The sequence below is a fragment of the Paraburkholderia metrosideri genome (assembly GCF_904848625.1).
Lineage (GTDB): Bacteria > Pseudomonadota > Gammaproteobacteria > Burkholderiales > Burkholderiaceae > Paraburkholderia > Paraburkholderia metrosideri.
In genome coordinates, this window is record NZ_CAJHCP010000006.1 from 320,376 (window position 1) to 342,012 (window position 21,637).

The window sequence follows — 21,637 nt, forward strand, 5'->3', positions numbered from 1 at the left end:
GGCAAGCGGCCGGCCGTTGCGCCAGTCGCCGCCGCGTTTTGTCGAGCGGACAAGCTGATGGCGGAATACTCGCACACTCTTTGCCCTACAATGCGCAGCATCATGCTCGCCAACCGTCTTCATCTTCTCCTGCCCTTCGCGCTGCCTGCCGCAGCGGACGCCTCCACCGCCCTTCACGACATCCAGAGTCCGGCCCTCGACCGGCTGATCGCGCGCGCGACGCTGGTCGAACGGGTGATCGGCGAAGATTTTCAGCGGACCCTGCCGCACGAACGCTGGGTCGCCCGTCAGTTCGGCGCACTGCCCGACAGCGCAGCCGCCGCCGATGAAGCGCCGCTCGCGCCGTACATGCTGCGCGCCGACGGCGGCGATCCAGGCAGCGCGACGTGGGCCTGCGTGCAACCGGTGCATGTGCGCATCGCGCACGATCATCTGGTGCTGATCGATCCGGCGTCGCTCGAGCTGTCGGACGCTGACGCCGCCGCGCTGCTGGCGGTTGCCCGTCCGCTAATCGAGGAACTCGGGGTGCGCATCGAGGCGCCGCAGCCCGCGCGCTGGTATCTGTCCGGCGACGGTTTCGGCACGCTGGCGGGGGCGTCGCCGTTGCGCGCGAGCGGCCGCAACATCGAAATCTGGCTACCGCACGAAGCGCATTCCGGCGAGCGCTCGCGCGCGTGGATGAAGCTGCAGAACGAAGTGCAAATGGCGTGGTTCGAGCATCCGGTGAACGAAGCGCGCGAGGCGCGCGGGTTGCCGGCTGTGAACTCGATCTGGTTTCATGCGCAGGGCACCGCGCAGACGGTGCGCAGCCCGTTTGCGCGCGTGTTGTCGGACGCTGCGGCGACGCGTGGACTGGCCATGACGGCGGGTGCCGGGACGGCTGAACCGCCGGTGTCGTTCGCCGCGTGGTCGGCGCTTGCCGGCGGTGCGAACGGAACGGGCGGCGCGCAATCGGGCACGCCGTCGAATGGCGCGGCAAACGCGGCCTCCGCGAACCGCACCCTCATCGAACTCGATCCGTTCTCGTCGCCCTACATCGAACAGGATTGGGCGCGCTGGAACGACGCCTTCGCCGCGCTGCAAACGGACTGGTTCGAACCCGCGCTGGCCGCGCTGCAGTCCGGCCAGCTTGCCGAACTGGGCCTGACCTTGTGCGGCGACACCGGCTCGGTGACGCTCACGGTCACGCGCGGCGATCTGCGCAAATTCTGGCGGCGGCGGGTGCTCGCGTCGCTCCTCATCGAATGATTGACAGACCTTTCCACGGCCTTCCCGAATGACCCGAATCGTTACGCGCGCCTGCTCTCCGGTCGACGCCGAAGTCCTCACCCGCCACGGCCTGCATCCGGTGCTCGCACGCCTCTATGCCGCGCGTGGCGTGTGCATGCCCGATGAAATCGAAACCGGCCTCGCGAAGCTCGTGCCGCCGGTCGCGCTCAAAGGCTGTGAAGACGCCGCCGCCCTGCTCGCCGACGCGATCCAGCAGAAACGCCGCATGCTGGTGGTCGCCGACTACGATTGCGACGGCGCCACCGCCTGCGCGGTCGCAGTGCGCGGGCTGCGCATGTTCGGCGGACAGATCGACTATCTGGTGCCGAACCGCTTCGAATACGGCTACGGCCTGACGCCGGAAATCGTCGCACTGGCCGCGCGCAGCGCGTCGGGCAAGCCAGAACTGCTGATCACGGTCGACAACGGCATCGCCAGCGTGGACGGCGTGGAAGCGGCCAATGCGCTCGGCATCGACGTGCTGGTCACCGATCACCACCTGCCGGGCGACGACCTGCCCGCCGCCCGCGCAATCGTCAATCCGAATCAGCCGGGCTGCACCTTCCCGAGCAAATGCATGGCGGGCGTCGGCGTGATGTTTTACGTGCTGCTCGCGTTGCGGGCCGAATTGCGCCGCCGTGGCGCGTTCAGCGACGATTTTCCTGAACCGCGTCTGGACGGCCTGCTCGATCTGGTCGCGCTCGGCACGGTCGCCGACGTGGTCAAGCTCGACGGCAATAATCGCGTGCTGGTCGCGCAAGGCCTGCAGCGCATCCGCAAAGGCAAGATGCAGCCGGGCATCGCGGCCCTGTTCCGCGCCGCCGCGCGCGACGCCCGCAACGCCTCGGGTTTCGACCTCGGTTTCGCGCTTGGGCCGCGGCTGAACGCGGCGGGACGTCTGTCGGACATGTCGCTCGGGATCGAATGCCTGACGACTGACGACATTGGCCGCGCGTGGGACCTCGCGCAACAGCTCGACACGATGAACCGCGAGCGTCGCGAGATCGAAGCCGGCATGCAGCAACAGGCGCTCGACGACCTGTCGTCGATCAACCCCGAGGGCGCGACCACCATCACGCTGTTTAATCCGGGCTGGCACCAGGGCGTGATCGGCATCGTCGCCGGACGGCTGAAGGAGAAATTCCATCGACCCTCGTTCACGTTCGCTTTGGCCGACGACAGCGGCCAGACCGTCAAAGGCTCGGGTCGCTCGATTCCCGGTTTCCATCTGCGCGACGCGCTCGATCTGATCTCGAAGCGCGAACCGAGCCTGATCGTCAAATTCGGTGGCCACGCGATGGCCGCCGGCCTGACGCTCGCCGCCGCCGACGTGCCGCGCTTCACCGCGGCGTTCGAAGCAGTCGGCCGCGAATGGCTGTCCGAAGACGCGCTGTCGCGCACCGTGGAAACCGACGGCGAACTCGAAGATGCCTACTTCACCCCGCAATTCGTCGAGATTCTCGACGCGGCTGTGTGGGGTCAGGGCTTCCCGGCGCCGGTGTTTTCGGGCGAATTCGATGTGGCATCGCAGGCGCTGGTGAAGGACAAGCATCTGAAGCTGCAACTGATGCGCGGTCGCCAGCGCTTCAACGCGATCTGGTTCAACCATACCGATACGCTGCCCGCCCGCACCACGGTCGCCTACCGGCTGGCCAGCGATACGTGGAACGGGGTGTCACGGGTGCAGTTGATCGTCGAGCACGCGGTGAGTTGAGGTCGGCGTTGCACTGAGGTGCCTGGCGAACCGGTCGCCCCCGACGGCACGCCCGGAATGCAGCGTCGCCTGGCATCAGGGCAGCAAACCAGAGCCTTCGCTTTTCAACGTCGAAGCGCCGAAAATCTCCGCAAAATCAACCCCAAACCCGCGCCGGATCGCTCAACAGCCTCCGGCGCGGGTCTCCGATCGGCTATAATTTTGTCTTTTTACGAAGCTATAAAAGATCGACATGGAAGCGGAACGTCTCAACGCGATCGAAGCCTCACTGGCGGACCTGCGCACTCGCGCAGACTCGCTACGGGGGTATCTTTGACTACGACGACAAAGCACTGCGTCTAATCGAAGTCAACCGGGAACTCGAAGACCCGGACGTCTGGAACGACTCGAAGCACGCCCAGGCCCTCGGCCGGGAAAAGAAACTGCTCGACGACACCGTCGGCAAGCTCACGTCGCTCGATAACGACCTGCGCGACGCGCAGGACCTGTTCGACATGGCCCGCGACGAAGACGACGAGGAAACCCTCCTCGCGTGCGAATCCGACGCGCAAGGCATCGAACAACGTGTCGCCGACATGGAATTCCGCCGCATGTTCGCGAATCCGGCCGACCCGAACAACGCCTTTCTGGACATCCAGGCCGGCGCGGGCGGCACCGAGGCGTGCGACTGGGCGTCCATGCTGCTGCGCCAGTACCTGCGCTACTGCGAGCGCAAGGGCTTCAAGACCGAAGTGCTGGAACAGACCGACGGCGACGTCGCGGGCATCAAGAACGCGACGATCAAGATCGAAGGCGAATACGCTTACGGCTTTTTGCGCACCGAAACCGGCGTGCACCGCCTTGTGCGCAAGTCGCCGTTCGACTCGTCGGGCGGCCGTCATACGTCGTTCTCGTCGGTGTTCGTGTACCCGGAAATCGACGACTCGATCGAAGTGGACATCAACCCGGCTGATCTGCGCATCGACACGTACCGTGCGTCCGGCGCGGGCGGTCAGCACATCAACAAGACCGACTCCGCGGTGCGTATCACGCACATGCCGTCGGGCATCGTCGTGCAGTGCCAGAACGACCGTTCGCAGCACCGCAACCGCGCCGAAGCGATGGCCATGCTGAAATCGCGTCTGTATGAAGCGGAAATCCGCAAGCGTCAGGAAGAGCAGGACAAGCTCGAAGCCGGCAAGACCGATGTGGGCTGGGGTCACCAGATCCGCTCGTACGTGCTGGACAACAGCCGCATCAAGGATCTGCGTACCAACGTCGAAATCAGCAACACGAAGAGCGTGCTCGACGGCGACCTCGATCCGTTCATCAGCGCGAGCCTGAAACAGGGCGTGTAAGCGCCGAACGTGAACGGCGTGCGAACCTGAGCACAACCGGCGCGGCCTTGAATCAACGCCGCGCCGCATCTTTTTACCGCCTGAGGTTTTTACACTGACTGGCTTTCCGCATGCGCCGCACTCCGGTGCCTTCCATGCGGACCACCGAACACCAAATTCACCATGACCGAACCGACCCAGCCCAATGCGGCCCAGCCGACTGTCGCGCCCGAGGTGGACGACAACAAGATCATGACCGAGCGCCGCGAAAAGCTGCGCGAGTTGCGTGAGCAAGGCGTCGCCTATCCGAACGACTTCCGTCCTACGCACCACGCCGAAGATCTGCAGGCGAAGTACGAGCAGTCCGACAAGGAAGCGCTCGAAGCGAACCCGCTCGAAGTCGCGATTGCCGGCCGCATGATGCTCAAGCGCGTGATGGGTAAAGCGAGCTTCGCGACCGTGCGCGACGGTTCGGGTCAGATCCAGTTCTTCATCACGCCGGCCGATATCGGTCAGGAAACCTACGACGCGTTCAAGAAGTGGGACATGGGCGACATCGTCGCGGCGCGCGGCGTGCTGTTCCGGACCAACAAGGGCGAGCTGTCAGTGCGCTGTACCGAACTGCGCCTGCTGTCGAAGTCGCTGCGTCCGCTGCCGGACAAGTTCCACGGTCTGGCCGACCAGGAAATGAAGTATCGCCAGCGCTATGTCGACCTGATCGTCACGCCGGAAACGCGCAAGACGTTCGTCGCGCGTACCAAAGCGATTTCGTCGATCCGCAAGTTCATGTCCGACGCCGACTTCATGGAAGTCGAAACGCCGATGCTGCACCCGATTCCGGGTGGCGCCGCGGCCAAGCCGTTCACCACGCACCACAACGCGCTCGATATGCAGATGTTCCTGCGTATCGCGCCTGAGCTGTACCTGAAGCGGCTGGTGGTCGGCGGCTTTGAGCGCGTGTTCGAGATCAACCGTAACTTCCGTAACGAGGGCGTGTCCGTGCGCCACAATCCGGAATTCACGATGATCGAGTTCTACGCCGCGTACACCGATTACAAATGGCTGATGGATTTCGTCGAGCAGTTGATCCGCCAGGCTGCCATCGATTCGCTCGGCACCGCCACGATCACCTACCAGGGTCGTGAGCTGGATCTGGCCAAGCCGTTCCATCGTCTGACGATCACGCAGGCAATCCAGAAATACGCACCGCAATACACGAACGAGCAGCTTGCCGACAGCGCATTTTTGCGCACCGAATTGAAGAAATTCGGCGTTGACGCGTCGCAGCCGCAGTTCCTGAATGCCGGCGTGGGCTCGCTGCAACTGGCGCTGTTCGAAGAGACCGCCGAGTCGCAATTGTGGGAGCCGACGTACATCATCGACTATCCGGTCGAAGTGTCGCCGCTGGCGCGGGCATCGGACAACGCGCCGGGCATCACCGAGCGTTTCGAGCTGTTCATCACGGGTCGCGAGATCGCTAACGGCTTCTCAGAACTGAACGATCCGGAAGACCAGGCCGCCCGCTTCAAGAAGCAGGTCGATCAGAAAGACGCCGGCGACGAAGAAGCGATGTTCTACGACGCGGACTACATTCGCGCGCTCGAATACGGGATGCCGCCGGCCGGCGGTTGCGGTATCGGTATCGACCGTCTGGTGATGATGCTGACCGATAGCCCGAGCATCCGCGATGTGATTCTGTTCCCGCATCTGCGCCGCGAAGACTGATTGGTTTTATGCTGCTTTGCGCTGTCACTGGCGAAGAAAACGCCCGGCTCGATGCCGGGCGTTTTTCTTGCTGCGTACTCGTTGAGATCGCCTCGTGCTGGCCGGCCGCTTGTAACTATCGGTAAAAGCTACGGCAAGCCTGTCGTGCACGCGGATCGGCTCCAATTTGGCGAACGCTGAAGAGGGTTGGGAACGGCGGCGATTCTGATGCCGACGGTCCGGAATGGCCGCCCACCAGCGGTTACAAATTGAAACGTCGCCGGGATCGAATTGCCGGACACTCGATCTCAATAACAGTCGACTCTGCAACAGACGGAGGCCAACATGGACAATCCCGTGACCAAACCCACGCAGCAACGCCGTATTCATCCGCTGGTAGCCGTCGCTGCCGGCGCAGTCATCATCGCCAGTCTCGCGGCCACGGCCGCCGTGACGGGACTGTTTCCGAAAGCGTCGAGCAGCGCGGCGCAAAGCGATCAAAGTCAGGCCGCACAGGTGACGACCCAGCCGGGCGTCGTCGATTCCGCCGCGCCGGTGAATCCATCGACCAACGCGTCGACGCCCCCTTCGCAACAGATCGCGCAACAGCCACAGCAGCCACAGCAGACGGCGCAATCCGCCCCGCCCACTGCGACGCCGGCGCAGCAGCAACAGTACGCACAGCAGCAGCAGGCACAGGCGGCACCGCAGTTCGCGCAGCAACCGGCTCCGCAAGCGGCCTATTGCTCGACGTGCGGCACGGTCGTCGCGATTTCGGCGGTACGTCAGGAAGGTCATGGCACCGGTATCGGTGCGGTCGGGGGCGCCGTGGCAGGTGGCGTCGTGGGCAATCAGTTCGGCGCGGGCGGCGGCCGGACCGCGATGACCGTGCTTGGCGCGCTCGGCGGTGGTCTCGCCGGAAATTCGGTGGAAAAGCACATTCGCAGCACGACGTCGTATTCGGTGCGCGTGCGGATGGAAAGCGGCAAAACGCGCTATTTCACGTACCACGAAGCGCCGCCGTTCCAGCAAGGCGAGCATGTGCGAATCGAAAACGGTTCGCTGGTTGCGAGCTGAACTCCGGTCAGGAACGAAGTCACGCGTTTTCGGCAGGCGAGAAAAAGGCGATTCCGATGGAATCGCCTTTTTCTTTACCGCGGTCGACGCAGCAGGAGTAGCAGCCGACGCGGCACGGATGACTGCTCAGCAGTCGTGGCCTCTAAACAAGCCACACGCTCAATAGTCCGCGTCTTCAATCCATGCAGCCTGAATCGCCTCAAGAATCTTTTCGTTCGAACGCTCGGGATCGTCGTCGAAACCTTCGAGCTCGGTGACCCAGCGATGCAAGTCGGTGAAACGCACCTGCTGCGGGTCGATGTCCTGGTGCTTGTCAGTCAGGGCCATCGCGATGTCTTGCGTATCGGTCCACTTCATGGCTGCATCCTCCTGTTAGTGATTTTCCTTCGCGTGATTGATCGTGTAACGCGGAATTTCCACGACCAGATCCTGCTCAGCCGGCACCAAAGCCTGGCACGACAGACGCGAGGCCGGTTCGAGCCCCCACGCTTTGTCCAATAGATCGTCCTCGTCTTCCTCGGATGGCGTCAAGGCGGCGAAACCCTCACGCACGATGACGTGGCAGGTCGTGCACGCGCACGACTTCTCGCAAGCGTGCTCGATTTCGATGCCGTTTTCGAGCAGTGCGTCACAGATACTCATGCCGGGTTCGGCATCGAGCACCGCGCCATCCGGGCACAGTTCGACGTGGGGCAGCACAACGATTTGAGGCATACATTTTCCGTTTGGGTCTGAGGCACGGCAGCCGCCAACAGGCTCCGTGCCATTTTACTGGCGACACGCGGACTTTTTAAGTCCGCGCGATGCGCTCCGGTTTTTTGCGCTGCGCTTCAGCGATGGACCGCCGGCCGCGCTAGCGCCACGCTCAGATGTCGTCGAGCTTGCGGCCCGCGAGCGCGCGGCGAATGCCCTTGTTCATGCGGCGGGCAGCGAATTCGTCGGTCCCTTCTGCCAGCGTTTTGGTCGCGGCTTCGATTACGTCGGCGTCGTCGCTTTGCGCGACGTTGCGCAATGCATCGAGCAACGCGTCGAGTTCGGCGCGTTCGCTGTCGTCGAGCAGTTCGGCGTCGGCAGCGAGCGCCGCGTCGGTCGCTTCGACGAGACGGCGTGCTTCGACCTGCGCCTCACGCAGCGCGCGGGCGCGCATGTCGACTTCGGCGGTCGAAAAACTCTCTTCGAGCATTTTCGCGATGTCGTCGTCGGCGAGACCGTACGACGGCTTCACCACCACCGACGCTTCCACGCCCGATGCCTGTTCCCGCGCGAACACCGACAGCAGGCCGTCCGCATCCACCTGGTAAGTTACGCGAATCCGCGCCGCGCCGGCCGCCATCGGCGGAATACCGCGCAGCTCGAAACGTGCGAGCGAGCGGCAGTCGCTGACGAGTTCGCGTTCGCCTTGCACGACGTGGATCGCCATGGCCGTCTGGCCGTCCTTGAAGGTCGTGAAATCCTGCGCACGCGCGACCGGAATCGTCGAATTACGCGGGATGATCTTCTCGGTCAGGCCACCCATGGTTTCGACACCCAACGACAGCGGAATCACGTCGAGCAGCAGCCATTCGTCGCCGTCCGCGCCGCGGTTGCCCGCGAGCAGATCGGCCTGGATTGCCGCGCCGAGCGCGACGACCTGATCCGGGTCGAGGTTGATCAAGGGCGGCTGGCCGAAGAACGATTCGACCGCGCGACGGATCACCGGCATGCGGGTGGCGCCGCCGACCAGCACGACGCCCTTGACCTCTCGGGTCGTGACCTTCGCGTCGCGAAGCGCTTTTTTCGTCGGACCGAAGGTTTTTTGCACCAGATCCTTCGTGATGGCCTCGAAAGCCGCCTCGCCGATCGTCAGATCGAGCCTGGTGCCGTTCGACAGCGTGACGGCAAGGGTTGCCTCAGCCGCGGCCGACAAGGCCTCCTTGGCCTCGCGTACGTTGTCCAGCAGCAGACGGACGTCTTCCGCTGCGAGCGTGTTCGGCGCGATGCCGGCTTGCTCCAGCACGTGGCGATACAACGCGTGATCGAAATCGTCGCCGCCGAGCGCGGAATCGCCGCCAGCCGCAAGCACTTCGAACACACCCTTGGTGAGCTTCAGGATCGACAGGTCGAAGGTGCCCCCGCCGAGGTCATAGACCGCGTACAGGCCTTCGGAGCCGTTATCGAGCCCATAGGCAATCGCCGCCGCGGTCGGCTCGTTCAGCAGACGCAGCACGTTCAGGCCGGCCAGACGCGCGGCGTCTTTGGTGGCCTGGCGCTGAGCTTCGTCGAAATACGCGGGCACTGTGATGACCGCGCCGACCAGTTCGTCGCCGAGCGAGTCTTCAGCGCGTTGGCGCAGCGTCGCGAGAATTTCCGCCGACACTTCGACCGGGCTCTTCACGCCGTCAACCGTGCGGATCTGCACCATACCGGGGGCATCGACGAAATCGTACGGCGCGTTTTCTGCGCCCTCCACTTCTGCCTTGCCACGGCCCATGAAACGCTTGACCGACACGATCGTGTTGCGCGGATCGCTCGCAGCCTCGGCCTTGGCCTGACGGCCGATACGGCGGCCGCCCTTTTCCAGGTAGCGCACCACCGACGGCAGCAGCGCATGGCCGTCTTCGTCGGGCAGCACGTCGGGCACGCCGCTACGCACGGCAGCGACGAGGGAGTTGGTGGTGCCGAGATCGATACCGACCGCCAGGCGCCGCTGGTGAGGCGCCGGCGCCATGCCGGGTTCGGAGATTTGCAGTAGGGCCATCTGGATCTTCTCGGGGCCGCGTGGCCCCGTCCTGAAATTTTCGCGTTACTGGGTGTATTGCTACGGCTGCCGGGTGCCGACTGCTGGAGCCCGAACTGCCTGAGCCTGCTGGACGGTCGCTGCCGTCAGGCGCGTGCCAACTGATGAGCCGGTTAGCGCCGCGCGCTCTAAAAACTAGTTCTCGAGCCGGTCGATCTGCGCACTGATTTCCGACGCCACCCGCTCGATGAACATCAATTGCCTTACCGCCTCGCCCGCGGCCTGATTCGCGCCGCTATCGAGCGACGCGCCGAGCTTGTCGAACCGCATGCGCTCTTCATTGCGCAATTCGTCGAGCAACGCGTCGAGCGCGTCGACGTTTTTCGCCGCGGCTGCGTCTTCGATACTCTCGCGCCATTCCATCTGCTGCATCAGGAACGCCGGCTCCATCGCCGTATTGTTCTCCGCGCCGACATCGATGCCGCGCAGCGACAGCAGATAGGTTGCACGCTTCAACGGATCGCGCAGCGTCTGATAAGCCTCATTGGTTCGCGTCGCCCATTGCATTGCGATACGCTTTTGCGCGTCGCCGGCCGCCGCGAAGCGGTCCGGATGCACTTGCGCCTGCACCGTGCGGTACGCGTGATCGAGCGCGGCGGAGTCGAGCGCGAATTGCGCTGGCAGATCGAACAGGTCGAAGTGGCTGTCGTTCAGCGAGGCCATCGGATAGAAGAGGTCCGTTCAGGAAAGCGCACGGGAGTGCAGTCAAAAAAATTTCGCGGATCAAACTAAAAAGGCGGCCCGCGCCGCCTTTGATCCGCTGCACGCGGAAAATGTCGATCCTAGACCCGGAACGATTCGCCGCAGCCGCATTCGTCCTTCACGTTCGGGTTGTTGAACTTGAAGCCTTCGTTCAACCCTTCGCGCGCGAAGTCGAGTTGCGTGCCGTCGATATAAGCGAGGCTCTTCGGGTCCACAATGATCTTCACGCCGTTGCATTCGAACACTTCGTCTTCGGGCGCGAGCTCGTCCACGTACTCGAGCTTGTAGGCCAAGCCGGAGCAACCGGTGGTACGCACGCCAACGCGAAGACCGACGCCTTTACCGCGACGGGTCAGATATTTCTGGACGTGTTGTGCTGCCTTTTCGGTCAACGTAATTGCCATAGCGTTTCTCATTGCGCAGCACGTGCCCGGCGCCCGGTTTATCACCGTTTGCCTGCTGCCGCACTGCTACCCTGCCTGCATCAAATATCGCTCATGCTGAACGGCGCTTTGAACTTCAACTGCACCGTCCGCTTCGATTTGCTACTCAACTTGGCGGCTATTGCTCGCGGCCGGCCCCCATAAGCGGGCCGGCCGCGCCGCCGCAGCATGCCTTAACTTCAGGCGTGCTGTTTGTCGCCTTCGACCGCTGCCGCTTCGCCGTGACGTTGCTTGTAGTCGGCGACCGCTGCCTTGATCGCGTCTTCCGCGAGGATCGAGCAGTGGATCTTCACCGGCGGCAACGCCAGTTCTTCGGCGATCTGCGTGTTCTTGATCGACATGGCCTGATCGAGCGTCTTACCCTTCACCCATTCGGTGACGAGCGAGCTCGACGCAATTGCCGAACCGCAGCCATACGTCTTGAACTTCGCGTCTTCGATGATGCCGTCTGCGCCCACGCGAATCTGCAGCTTCATCACGTCGCCGCATGCCGGTGCGCCGACCATGCCGGTGCCGACCGCGTCGTCGTCTTTCGCAAAGGAACCGACGTTGCGCGGGTTTTCGTAATGGTCCAGAACCTTGTCGCTATAAGCCATGATTACACTCCTTGATCCGTTTCAACCTGCAATTGCAATTCGATAAATTCGATTCTGTGCCAACGGCGCGTCAGTGCGCTGCCCACTGGATAGTCGAAATATCGATCCCGTCCTTGTGCATTTCCCACAGCGGCGACAAGTCGCGCAGCTTCGAAATCTTGGTCTTCAGCAGGTTGATCACGTAATCGACATCCTGCTCGGTCGTGAAGCGGCCCACCGTGAAGCGGATCGAGCTGTGCGCGAGTTCGTCGTTACGACCCAATGCGCGCAGCACGTACGACGGTTCCAGCGAAGCCGACGTACAGGCCGAACCCGACGACACCGCCACATCTTTCACCGCCATGATCAGCGATTCGCCTTCGACGAAATTGAAGCTGATGTTCAGGTTGTGCGGCACACGCTTTTCCATGTCGCCGTTCACGTACGTTTCTTCCATTTCCGACAGGCCCTTCAGCAGCCGGTCGCGCAGCATACGGATACGTTCGTTTTCCGTTGCCATTTCTTCACGTGCGATACGGAACGCTTCGCCCATACCGACGATCTGGTGCGTAGCCAGCGTGCCCGAACGCATGCCGCGCTCGTGACCGCCGCCGTGCATTTGCGCTTCGATACGGATACGCGGCTTGCGACGCACATACAAAGCGCCGATGCCCTTCGGGCCATACGTCTTGTGTGCCGAGAAGGACATGAGGTCGACCTTCTGTTTCTGCAAGTCGATTACGATCTTGCCGGTGGCTTGCGCGGCGTCGACGTGGAAAATGATGCCCTTTTCGCGGGTGATCTCGCCGATCGCGTCGATATCTTGAATCACGCCGATTTCGTTGTTCACCGACATGACCGACACCAGAATCGTGTCCGGACGAATCGCAGCCTTGAACACGTCGAGGTCGATCAGACCGTCGTCTTTAACGTCCAGATACGTAACTTCGAAGCCTTCGCGCTCGAGCTCACGGCACGTGTCGAGCACAGCCTTGTGCTCGGTCTTCACCGTGATGATGTGCTTGCCCTTGCTCTTGTAAAAGTGCGCGGCGCCCTTGATGGCCAGGTTGTCCGACTCCGTCGCACCCGACGTCCAGATGATTTCGCGCGGATCGGCATTCACCAGCGCGGCAACGTTTTCACGCGCTTCTTCGACTGCGCGCTCCGCGTCCCAGCCATACGAGTGGCTGCGCGATGCGGGGTTGCCGAACTGCTCGCGCAGATACGGAATCATCTTGTCCACCACGCGCGGGTCGATCGGCGTCGTAGCGCTGTAGTCCATGTAAATGGGCAGATGGAGAGAGTCGTTGTTCATCAATTGCTCCGGGGACGTCATGTGCTCTGGCTTCTGGGTTCTTTATCTATCAGGCTGCGGTGAGTTCTGGTTACCGCGCCTCACGAACCGGCCATGTTGAAAACGGAATTCGGCCCTTTCGGCGCGACGCGCACAGGCTCGGCCGGCGCAGCTTCGTTGCGCCTGTCGCGCAATACTGCCGGCGCACCTTCGCGTGAACGTTGCTGATCGACCAGGTCTTTCAGGGAAACCGAGTCGAGGTACTCGACCATTTTCTGGTTCAGCGTGGACCACAACTCGTGGGTCATGCAGTGGCCGTCGTGCTGTTTGGTGCCTTCGCACGAGCCTTTGCCGCCGCATTGGGTGGCGTCGAGCGGCTCGTCGACCGCGATGATGATGTCGGCCACTGTGACGTCTTCAGCGCGGCGGGCCAGATTGTAGCCGCCGCCCGGTCCGCGCACGGACTCGACGATTTCGTGACGACGCAGCTTGCCAAACAGCTGCTCGAGATAGGACAGGGAGATATGTTGGCGCTGGCTGATACCCGCAAGCGTCACCGGGCCCTGCTCCTGGCGCAGTGCCAGGTCAATCATCGCCGTGACGGCGAAACGGCCTTTCGTGGTGAGTCTCATATAAGTGTGGGACCGCAATTCTCGACAAGTTTTGTCAAGTATAAATACATGAGCGATTTAGTCAAGTATCCCTATCGCGATTTGGGTCATTTGCTTAATTGCTGAAACCGGCGCGGAAGCGGGCTTCGGGCCTAAACTCGCAACTGGGGACGCAACGCGGCGATCAAACCGCGGCAGGCCGCCTCACATTGATCCAGCACCTGCTCAACACCTTCCCCGCCGCCGAAATACGGGTCGACGACTTCGCGAACACCGCCCCAACGGCTGTCCGATTCGGGCACAAACTCCAGCAGCAGTCGAATCTTGTCGCGCTGCGCTGGTCGGCAGATCTGGCGCAATGCGGCGACGTTCTTGTCGTCCATCGCGATCACGAGATCGAAGCGCTCAAAGTCCGCCGCCGCGATCTGACGTCCGCGCAATGCAGCCAGCTTGTAACCGCGTTGCCCTGCTGCCTGTTGCGCCCGCTCGTCGGGCGGTTCGCCGATGTGCCAGTCGCCCGTGCCCGCGGAGTCGATCAGAATGCGCTCCGTTAGCTTGGCCTCGCCCACCAGATGACGCATCACGCCCTCGGCAGTGGGCGAGCGGCAGATGTTCCCCAAGCATACGAAGCAGACGGATACAGTTTTCATCGGGAATCTTCCGGGGCTACGCGACGCCACACGTAAGAGCGACCGTTCGCGAAAAGTGCCGGGATTATACAAAGCCCCGCGAAATCTCGCCTGACGCCGCGCCACGGTTGCCAAGCCGACTAAACCACCACGAATGCACGCTTCGCGCGCCAAGCTGCAGAGGGCTGCTGCCGATTATCTCGCGCCTAACCCGCCCTTCAGTTCGAGCGTCAACCTGCGCTCAGGACGCGTCGGCCATCGGCATCGCCGTGGCAGCACGCATGGGTTTGGCCGGCAGCGCCGACGCAGTGTCGATCATTCCGTATGAAACGGCGCGCGCGAGTTCAGCGGTCAGTTGGTCCGCGTCGAGCGGCGCCTGGGACACGCGTGAGCCGATATTGGCGCAAATATGCAAGTAGGCAACAGCTGCAAGGGGCACAACAATGGCAAGGGGCCAGTACACCGATATTGTCTTTTTCATGATGTCGTTTTCCGAATTAGGGGCGCATGAGCTTGTGACCCACTATGCCCAGTCGAAATCTTATAGAAATTCGCAATCAGGAAAAACCACCTGCCTGAGATACAGCGTTGCTTCAAATAGAACAGTCAATTGATAATTTTTCGCGGCGCAATCATCAGACATAAAAGCACAAAAAAATAAATCCTTACAAAGACATACAAACCTCTTGCGAGGGATGGCGATAATAGCGGCCTTACAGTTGTAATCCTCTCGCACTGGTCTACGAAATGAAACGTTTTGCACCACTCGCCGGCATCATGGTCGCGGCCCTGCTTGGCGGCTGCGCGGTCTATCCGGACGGCACGCCAATGTACGGCAACGGTTATGGCGGCACTTCCCCGGGCTATGACGGTTACGACGGCTACGCGCCGGGCGCGGCGATCGTGCCGCAAACCAATGTTTATATGGGGTACAGCAATTACTCGGCACCGGGCTACAACGGCGGCCCAGGGCGTTATTACGGTCCGGGCCCCGGCCCTCGCGGCTATCCGGATCGCGGGCATTCGAACAACGGTAATTACGGAAACCACGACAACCGCGGCGGCGACAATGGCCACCACGGGCCACCGAACGGAGGGCCGCCGCATCAAGGTGCGGTCGGCGGGCCGCGGGGGCCAGGCGGGCCAAACGGTCCGAGGCCGGGCGCGGGAGGGCCGCCGGCACAGCCGCCACAGCAGGCCGGCAATGGCGGTGGCCGGGGTAATGGCAACAGCAATGGCAACGGCAATGGGGATACAAGAAGAGCTTCAGGCGGATCAGGCCATCAATCTGGTGGGCAATTCACCCAGCATTGAGTTCTACCTGACGTGCGCGAGCGTTGGCTAGCATGAGCGGCTAACGCTCGCACGTTGTCGAGCATTCGCTGACTGCGGGGGCAACTTGATGCGCGAGCCAATTGCCGTACGCGGTCGAGCCAAGGCGCTCCGCGCACCGTGGTGGTCGGTATAGCGGTGCGCGCCTAACTGCCCAGCACTCAGGCGCTCCGGCTCACTTCACACGCAAACCCCTCTCTTCAGCCGAGATGGCTGCGCTGCGCCGCATACAACTCCCTGAACGTACGACCAACCGGCGCCGGCATCTCCCGCGTATTGGTCCAGCCCGCGCCACCCAGTGGCAGTCGTGCAATCGACCGGTTGCGCCCACCCATGCGCTCCAGCACCCGCACGGCCAGCTTGGTGAAAAGAGCGTAAGCATCTGGATGCAGCGCCAGAAAGCCCCAAACCGCGAACCCGACGCGCTCCTTCCACGGACGCAGGCGCCGCTCAACCTGTTTCTCGCGCAACTTCCGCAGCAGGTCGGACAGCGGAATGCCCACGGGACAAACGCTATTGCACTCTCCGCATAACGTCGCGGCCTGCGGCAAATCCAGCGCTTTGTCTATCCCGACATAGCTCGGCGTCAACACCGAACCCATCGGTCCGGGATAAACCCAGCCGTACGCATGGCCGCCCACTTTCTGATAAACCGGGCAATGATTCATGCACGCGCCGCATCGGATGCACCGGAGCATCTCCTGAAAATCGCCGCCGATCAGCCCCGTGCGGCCGCCGTCGACCAGCACCACATACATATGCTCGGGTCCGTCCTGGTCGCCCTCACCGCGCGGCCCGGTCAGCAGCGAAAAATAGTTTGAAGTGGCCTGCCCGGTCGCCGAACGCGGTAGCAGACGCATCGCCGTCGCGAGGTCTTCCAGCGTAGGCAGCACCTTTTCGATACCCGTGACCGCTACATGCACGCGCGGCATGACCGTGCACATGCCCTCGTTGCCCTCGTTCGTCACCAGGACGACCGAACCGGTTTCCGCGACGACGAAATTGCCGCCCGTCACGCCCATGTCCGCGCTCATGAAATGAGGACGCAGCATGTCACGCGCTTCGCGCGTCATATCGGGGATCTCGGTCAGACGCGGCCGGCCGTGCGTTTTCGCGAACAGGTCCGCGATCTCGTCCTTATCTTTATGGACGACCGGCGCGATGATGTGGCTCGGCGGTTCGTTGTCGTTGATCTGGAGGATGTACTCGCCGAGATCGGTTTCGATCGATTGCACGCCCATCTGGCCGAGCACTTCGTTCAGACGCATTTCCTCGGTGACCATCGACTTGGTCTTGATCACCTTCTTCACGTCATGCCGACGCGCAATGTCGCCGACGAGTCGCGCCGCTTCCTGGGTCGTCTCGGCGAACAGCACGGTCACGCCCCGTCGGGTTGCTTCGCGTTCGAAGCATTCCAGCCACACGTCGAGGTTTTCCAGCGCGCGATTGCGGCGCTCCTTGAGCGCGGCACGGGTGGCCGGGAAATCGATCGCGGTCATCGCGGTCGCGCGGGCCGACACGAACTTGGTGGACAGCTTGGTCAGGTTCTGCTGCAAACGCTGGTCGGCCAGTTTCTGACCAGCGCGAGCCTTGAACTGCATCGATTGAATCTGCATGGCGGCCTTATGCGTTATCGAGCACTAAGCGAAGACGAAGCGCGCGACGCTCAGCGCGCGAAACGGAATGCGTGAAGGAATGGTGATTGCCGTTGCTCCGGGCCGCACGCTGAACTGAGCCCAAGCGGCGTGTGACCCGTGCGGCTAAACATCCCCGGCGAGCACCTGAGCAATGTGCAGCACCCGCGTGGTGGCGTCCCCAGTTCGTCGCAAGCGGCCTTCAATGTTGAGCATGCACCCCAGGTCGCCGAGCACGACCGTGCCCGCGCCGTTCGCCCTGATATTCGCGCATTTTTCGTCGACGATTGCCGTAGAGATATCGCCGTATTTCACCGCAAACGTGCCGCCGAAACCGCAGCAGTGCTCGCAATCCTTCATCTCGGCCACCGCTACGCCTACTTGTGCGAGCAACGCCCGGGGCTGCGCCTTGACATCGAGTTCGCGCAATCCGGAACAGGAGTCGTGATACGTCACCTGCCCCGCGAACTCGCCCGGCTGCAACTGCACCTTGGCGACGTTGACGAGGAAATCGGTCAGCTCGAACACTTTGGCGCGCACGCGGCCGAAGCGGTTCATCAACTCGGGATCGTCGGCAAAGAGGTCGCCGTAGTGCGAGCGGATCATGCCGCCGCACGAGCCGGACGGCACCACGATGTAATCGAACTGTTCGAATTCGCGCACGGTTTTTTCGGCGAGGTCGCGCGCAATGCGACGTTCCCCCGAGTTGTACGCGGGCTGCCCGCAACAGGTTTGCGCGGGTGGCACCACCACCTCGAAGCCAGCGCCTTCGATCAGCTTGATGACCGAAAACCCGATTTCGGGACGCATCAGGTCGATCAGGCAGGTGACGAACAATCCGACTCGCATGAGCCCTCCTTCGGGAAAACGTCCCTGATTATCCGCTGTTTGGCGGACAATACCAACGGCCAGAAGGCATAGGACGAATAGACGGCAAATTCGAATAGGCCTTCGAACCGCGTTCGCTTTTTTCACCATACGAGATACAATCAATTTCCGCTGTTTGACGCGTCAACCGATTCCTCCCATGAGCGACACGAACCCGGATCCCAAAACTTCGATCCAGGTGATCGAACGCATGATGCGCCTGCTCGATGCTCTCGCCGCGCATAGCGACCCGGTCAGCCTGAAAGAACTCGCCATCCGTACGGAGTTGCATCCGTCCACCGCGCACCGCATCCTGAACGACATGGTGATGTGCCGGCTGGTCGACCGTTCGGATCCCGGCACTTATCGGCTCGGCATGCGCCTGCTCGAATTGGGCAATCTGGTGAAGGCGCGCCTGTCGGTGCGCGACGCGGCGCTGACGCCCATGCGCGAGTTGCATCGCCAGACCGGCCAGACGGTGAATCTGTCGGTACGTCAGGGCGACGAGATCGTCTATATCGAACGCGCGTATTCCGAACGTTCCGGCATGCAGGTGGTGCGGGCTATCGGCGGCCGAGCGCCGTTGCATCTGACTTCGGTGGGCAAGCTTTTCCTCGCCGCCGACGAATCGACCCGCGTGCGCGCGTACGCAACCCGCACCGGCCTGTCGGGCCACACGCAGAACAGCATCACCGATCTGACGAAACTGGAACGCGAGCTATCGCACGTGCGTCAGCAAGCCTGCGCGCGGGATAACGAAGAGCTGGAACTCGGCGTGCGTTGCATCGCCGCCGGAATTTATGACGACACCGGCAAGCTGGTCGCTGGTCTGTCGTTGTCGGCGCCTGCGGATCGATTGCAGGACTCGTGGCTGGGGCAAGTCAGCCAGACGGCGCTAATGATCTCCGAATCGCTCGGTTATCGGCCGCCGCCTCCGCATGACCATTCGCATGGGCATCACCACCACACGTAACGGGAACGCCGGGCATCCGGCGCCGGCGCAATAAAAAAGCCTCGCAACTGCGAGGCTTTTTTTCGATCCGGCCGGGTATCACGACCGGCCCTTCAAACGACTTCAGGTACCCGCCCCGCCGGCGTCCGCGCTGGTGATACGCGGCTGATCGCCACCGTTGTCCAGCCACGTGCGCAGACGCGTCGCATCCGCGAAACGGGAGTACTTACCCGACGAGTCGAGTAGCACGATGATCATCGGGCGACCGTGAATGGTTGCCTGCATCACGAGGCACTCACCCGCTTCGTTGATAAAGCCGGTCTTTTGCAGACCGATATCCCAAGTCGGGTTACGCACCAGTGCATTCGTGCTGTTGTACGCCAGCGTACGTTTGCCGGTGTACACCTCGTAGCTGTGATCGGTCGAGAATTTGCGGATCATCGGATATTGATACGCCGCGTTGACCATCTTCACGAGGTCACGCGCGCTCGACACATTCTGGCTCGTCAAACCCGTGGGGTTTTCGAAATGCGTGTCGGTCATGCCGAGTTGCTTGGCCTTCGCGTTCATCGCCGCCAGGAAAGCCGGACGGCCGCCCGGGAAATAACGCGACAAGGCCGCCGCCGCGCGGTTTTCCGACGCCATCAGCGCGATGTGCAGCATGTCTTCACGCGAAAGCACCGAGCCGACCGACAAACGCGAACCGGTGTTCTTCTCGTAGTCGCGGTCTTCGTCGGTAACTTCGATCTGGTCGGTCATCGGCTCTTTCGAGTCGAGCACCACCATGGAGGTCATCAACTTGGTGATCGACGCGATCGGCACCACGGCGCGCGAATTCTTGTCGAACAGCGATTCACCGCTGTTCTGATCGATCACGTACGCAACGCTTGAACGCAACATGAGCGCGTCCGGCGTTTCGTGCAGGCCGAACGCCTGGCCGACCGTCGGCTGACGTGGCTCGTACGCAACACGGCGGACGACCGAATGATGGCGTCCGCTGGCCGTGAAGGTCACGCGCTTGCGCTTGACGTTGGCACGCGGCGCATCGTCGTCGGCTGCGGCGGTCTTCGCGGCCGCGCCTTTACCGGCTTTTACCGACTGGCTCGACACCTTGGCGGTGGCGGCAGCCGGCTTTCTGGCGGCTTTGGCGTGTTTGGAGGTTTTAGCAGTAGTCGCGGGCGTGGCGGCAAAAGTGCTGACGGGCGAGGCGAACGCCGCTGCGACGACCAGAGAGACGGCCACCGACAGAGCGGTGCTGCGGGCCGCGCCGTGGATCACTTTTAGCGACGAAAACATGTCGGTTTTCATGGGTGTTCGGTAGGGAGCGGCGAGAGGTTTCCGCAAGTGTAGTAAAACAACGAAAAATTAGCAATTTGAAGCACTTATGAGCGCTCCTTAAACCGGCTTGTAAGCTCCGATCGCCAAAACACGAATAAGTGCCGCGCATCGATCGAAAAAAACGATCGCTAGCGCGCTACGTCTCACTTTTGCCGCCGCCCGCCAGAATCGAGTTGATTCTTCCAGCATTACGGCAATTTCGAGACAACCTTGATCAGGGGAAATACGGTTAGTGCATGGGCAGGTACAGCGCCGCCGATGCGAGAAAACAACGTTGGGGCTCGCCGCCTAGCTGTTAAACGCTTGCTGGAGACCGCCAACGCGCATTCGACCGGTACCCTGCATTAACGTTCCATGACACTTTCCGGTTTACATCGAATCCCTAATTGAGGATTTTTTCTGAGATAGGACGGGTTACCGTTTCAGTCGGGAGAACCTTGGGTGAACGGTAAAAATTGCTCGCACAACGGCGGGCCATCGGCTTTTTTTCCGCACCAGCGCGGTGCCGCCGGTCAAATCGACTGACGTCATACAGGTGTCATGCCGATAGCATAAGGCATTGTTTTATCAGCACTTTCTTAATATTGTGCGACGCACAAAAAGCACTTGACATTCACCGTGGCCATCCTAAAATGGGAACCATTGCTGCGATGCACAATACATCGCAGTCCGGGCAGACAATCCACTGTGTCTCGCCACCAACCCAATGCGGTCCGCACAGACAGACCGCAATCCAGGAGCCTAAACCATGACTCTGCTGACCCCTGAGCAATTCGCCGCAGCCCAGAAAGCCAACTTCGACACTCTGTTCGGCCTGACGACCAAAGCATTTGAAGGCGTCGAAAAGCTGGTTGAGCTGAACCTGCAAGTTGTGAAATCGACGCTCGCCGAAAGCCAGGAAAATGCACAACGCGCGCTGTCGGTGAAGGACGCGCAAGAATTGCTGGCGCTGCAAGCTAGCCTGGCTCAGCCGGTGGCTGAGAAGGCGCTGTCGTATGGTCGTCACGTGTACGAAATCGTGTCGGCAACGCAAGGTGAATTCACCCGCGTCGCAGAAGCTCAATTCGAAGAGCAGAACCGCAAGGTCCAGTCGCTCGTCGAAAATGTCGCGAAGAACGCACCGGCTGGCTCGGAAACCGCTGTCGCCGTGATGAAGTCGGCTATCACCGCCGCCAACACCACGTACGAAACAGTTCACAAGGCAACCAAGCAAGCTGTCGAAATTGCTGAAAGCAACTTCAATGCGGCTGCTACGGCTGCGTCGAAGGCAGCTTCGCAAGCCGCAGCGCAAGCATCGCGCTCGGCCAAGAAGACGGTCTAAGTTTCTCGCAGCATCGCGCGCTGATCTTCTCGCGCGCAGCCAGGCAGCACGTCGGGCGGCACTTCAGTTGACGCCCTCACGCC

The 21,637-nt window shown here is 61.9% G+C and carries 21 protein-coding genes; 8 read left to right on the top strand and 13 right to left on the bottom strand.

The window, feature by feature from the left end; translation table 11 throughout:
* The first annotated feature begins 90 nt into the window (after positions 1-90).
* The 5 genes from LMG28727_RS15145 (at position 91) to LMG28727_RS15165 (ending at position 7,080) form a co-directional block, all read left to right on the top strand.
* Entirely contained in the window at positions 91-1,248 is a 1,158-nt protein-coding gene (locus LMG28727_RS15145) for a regulator (protein WP_201643146.1), read from the top strand.
* Positions 1,249-1,276: 28 nt separating this feature from the next.
* Positions 1,277-2,983 carry a single-stranded-DNA-specific exonuclease RecJ gene (gene recJ / locus LMG28727_RS15150; protein ID WP_201643147.1) on the top strand — a complete coding sequence of 569 codons (1,707 nt, stop codon included), beginning with the start codon at positions 1,277-1,279 and terminating at the stop codon, positions 2,981-2,983.
* Positions 2,984-3,215: 232 nt separating this feature from the next.
* A protein-coding gene (gene prfB, locus LMG28727_RS15155) for a peptide chain release factor 2 (protein WP_175149361.1) occupies positions 3,216-4,320 on the top strand; the annotation gives its coding sequence in 2 pieces (ribosomal slippage) (positions 3,216-3,296 and positions 3,298-4,320; 1,104 coding nt in all).
* Positions 4,321-4,482: 162 nt separating this feature from the next.
* Positions 4,483-6,024, top strand: a complete 1,542-nt coding sequence (gene lysS, locus LMG28727_RS15160) for a lysine--tRNA ligase (RefSeq protein WP_201643148.1) — start codon at positions 4,483-4,485, stop codon at positions 6,022-6,024.
* 324 nt (positions 6,025-6,348) lie between these two features.
* Entirely contained in the window at positions 6,349-7,080 is a 732-nt protein-coding gene (locus LMG28727_RS15165; protein WP_201643149.1) for a glycine zipper 2TM domain-containing protein, read from the top strand.
* A 159-nt stretch (positions 7,081-7,239) separates the two neighbouring features.
* Here the strand turns inward: LMG28727_RS15165 and iscX are convergent, their stop codons facing one another.
* The 10 genes from iscX to LMG28727_RS15215 all read right to left on the bottom strand — a co-directional run bounded on the left by iscX (position 7,240) and on the right by LMG28727_RS15215 (position 14,591).
* Positions 7,240-7,437 (bottom strand): Fe-S cluster assembly protein IscX, encoded by a 198-nt coding sequence (iscX, locus tag LMG28727_RS15170; RefSeq protein ID WP_074764412.1) that lies wholly within the window; start codon positions 7,435-7,437, stop codon positions 7,240-7,242.
* A 15-nt stretch (positions 7,438-7,452) separates the two neighbouring features.
* A complete protein-coding gene (gene fdx / locus LMG28727_RS15175) occupies positions 7,453-7,794 on the bottom strand; it encodes an ISC system 2Fe-2S type ferredoxin (protein WP_201643150.1) in 342 nt (113 codons plus the stop codon).
* Positions 7,795-7,945: 151 nt separating this feature from the next.
* On the bottom strand, positions 7,946-9,817 hold the full coding sequence (hscA, locus tag LMG28727_RS15180) for a Fe-S protein assembly chaperone HscA (protein ID WP_201643151.1): 1,872 nt from the start codon (positions 9,815-9,817) through the stop codon (positions 7,946-7,948).
* A 174-nt stretch (positions 9,818-9,991) separates the two neighbouring features.
* The gene (gene hscB / locus LMG28727_RS15185) at positions 9,992-10,519 is read right to left on the bottom strand and encodes a Fe-S protein assembly co-chaperone HscB (RefSeq protein WP_201643152.1); all 528 of its coding nucleotides are present in this window, start codon (positions 10,517-10,519) and stop codon (positions 9,992-9,994) included.
* 119 nt (positions 10,520-10,638) lie between these two features.
* Positions 10,639-10,962: an iron-sulfur cluster assembly protein IscA gene (gene iscA, locus LMG28727_RS15190; RefSeq protein ID WP_201643153.1), complete on the bottom strand. Its 324-nt coding sequence runs from the start codon at positions 10,960-10,962 to the stop codon at positions 10,639-10,641.
* Between the two features lie 218 nt (positions 10,963-11,180).
* On the bottom strand, positions 11,181-11,597 hold the full coding sequence (gene iscU / locus LMG28727_RS15195; protein ID WP_201643154.1) for a Fe-S cluster assembly scaffold IscU: 417 nt from the start codon (positions 11,595-11,597) through the stop codon (positions 11,181-11,183).
* A gap of 70 nt (positions 11,598-11,667) precedes the next feature.
* The gene (locus LMG28727_RS15200; RefSeq protein ID WP_074764422.1) at positions 11,668-12,891 is read right to left on the bottom strand and encodes an IscS subfamily cysteine desulfurase; all 1,224 of its coding nucleotides are present in this window, start codon (positions 12,889-12,891) and stop codon (positions 11,668-11,670) included.
* Between the two features lie 80 nt (positions 12,892-12,971).
* Complete coding sequence (gene iscR / locus LMG28727_RS15205) at positions 12,972-13,502, bottom strand: Fe-S cluster assembly transcriptional regulator IscR (protein ID WP_201643155.1); 531 nt, start codon at positions 13,500-13,502, stop codon at positions 12,972-12,974.
* Positions 13,503-13,633: 131 nt separating this feature from the next.
* The gene (locus tag LMG28727_RS15210; protein ID WP_201643156.1) at positions 13,634-14,131 is read right to left on the bottom strand and encodes a low molecular weight protein-tyrosine-phosphatase; all 498 of its coding nucleotides are present in this window, start codon (positions 14,129-14,131) and stop codon (positions 13,634-13,636) included.
* 220 nt (positions 14,132-14,351) lie between these two features.
* Positions 14,352-14,591, bottom strand: a complete 240-nt coding sequence (locus LMG28727_RS15215) for a hypothetical protein (protein WP_201643157.1) — start codon at positions 14,589-14,591, stop codon at positions 14,352-14,354.
* Positions 14,592-14,857: 266 nt separating this feature from the next.
* On the opposite strand from LMG28727_RS15215, the gene LMG28727_RS15220 reads away from it, so the two are divergent.
* Positions 14,858-15,424 (top strand): hypothetical protein, encoded by a 567-nt coding sequence (locus tag LMG28727_RS15220; RefSeq protein WP_236591911.1) that lies wholly within the window; start codon positions 14,858-14,860, stop codon positions 15,422-15,424.
* 218 nt (positions 15,425-15,642) lie between these two features.
* Here LMG28727_RS15220 and LMG28727_RS15225 read toward each other — a convergent pair whose 3' ends face one another.
* The gene (locus LMG28727_RS15225; RefSeq protein WP_201643158.1) at positions 15,643-17,058 is read right to left on the bottom strand and encodes a lactate utilization protein B; all 1,416 of its coding nucleotides are present in this window, start codon (positions 17,056-17,058) and stop codon (positions 15,643-15,645) included.
* 144 nt (positions 17,059-17,202) lie between these two features.
* Positions 17,203-17,925 (bottom strand): (Fe-S)-binding protein, encoded by a 723-nt coding sequence (locus tag LMG28727_RS15230; protein WP_201643159.1) that lies wholly within the window; start codon positions 17,923-17,925, stop codon positions 17,203-17,205.
* A 178-nt stretch (positions 17,926-18,103) separates the two neighbouring features.
* On the opposite strand from LMG28727_RS15230, the gene LMG28727_RS15235 reads away from it, so the two are divergent.
* A complete protein-coding gene (locus LMG28727_RS15235; protein ID WP_201643160.1) occupies positions 18,104-18,916 on the top strand; it encodes an IclR family transcriptional regulator in 813 nt (270 codons plus the stop codon).
* Positions 18,917-19,018: 102 nt separating this feature from the next.
* On the opposite strand, the gene pbpG is transcribed toward LMG28727_RS15235, so the two are convergent.
* Positions 19,019-20,203 (bottom strand): D-alanyl-D-alanine endopeptidase, encoded by a 1,185-nt coding sequence (pbpG, locus tag LMG28727_RS15240; RefSeq protein WP_201643161.1) that lies wholly within the window; start codon positions 20,201-20,203, stop codon positions 19,019-19,021.
* Positions 20,204-20,981: 778 nt separating this feature from the next.
* On the opposite strand from pbpG, the gene LMG28727_RS15245 reads away from it, so the two are divergent.
* Positions 20,982-21,554, top strand: a complete 573-nt coding sequence (locus LMG28727_RS15245; RefSeq protein WP_201643162.1) for a phasin family protein — start codon at positions 20,982-20,984, stop codon at positions 21,552-21,554.
* Positions 21,555-21,637: the final 83 nt, after the last annotated feature.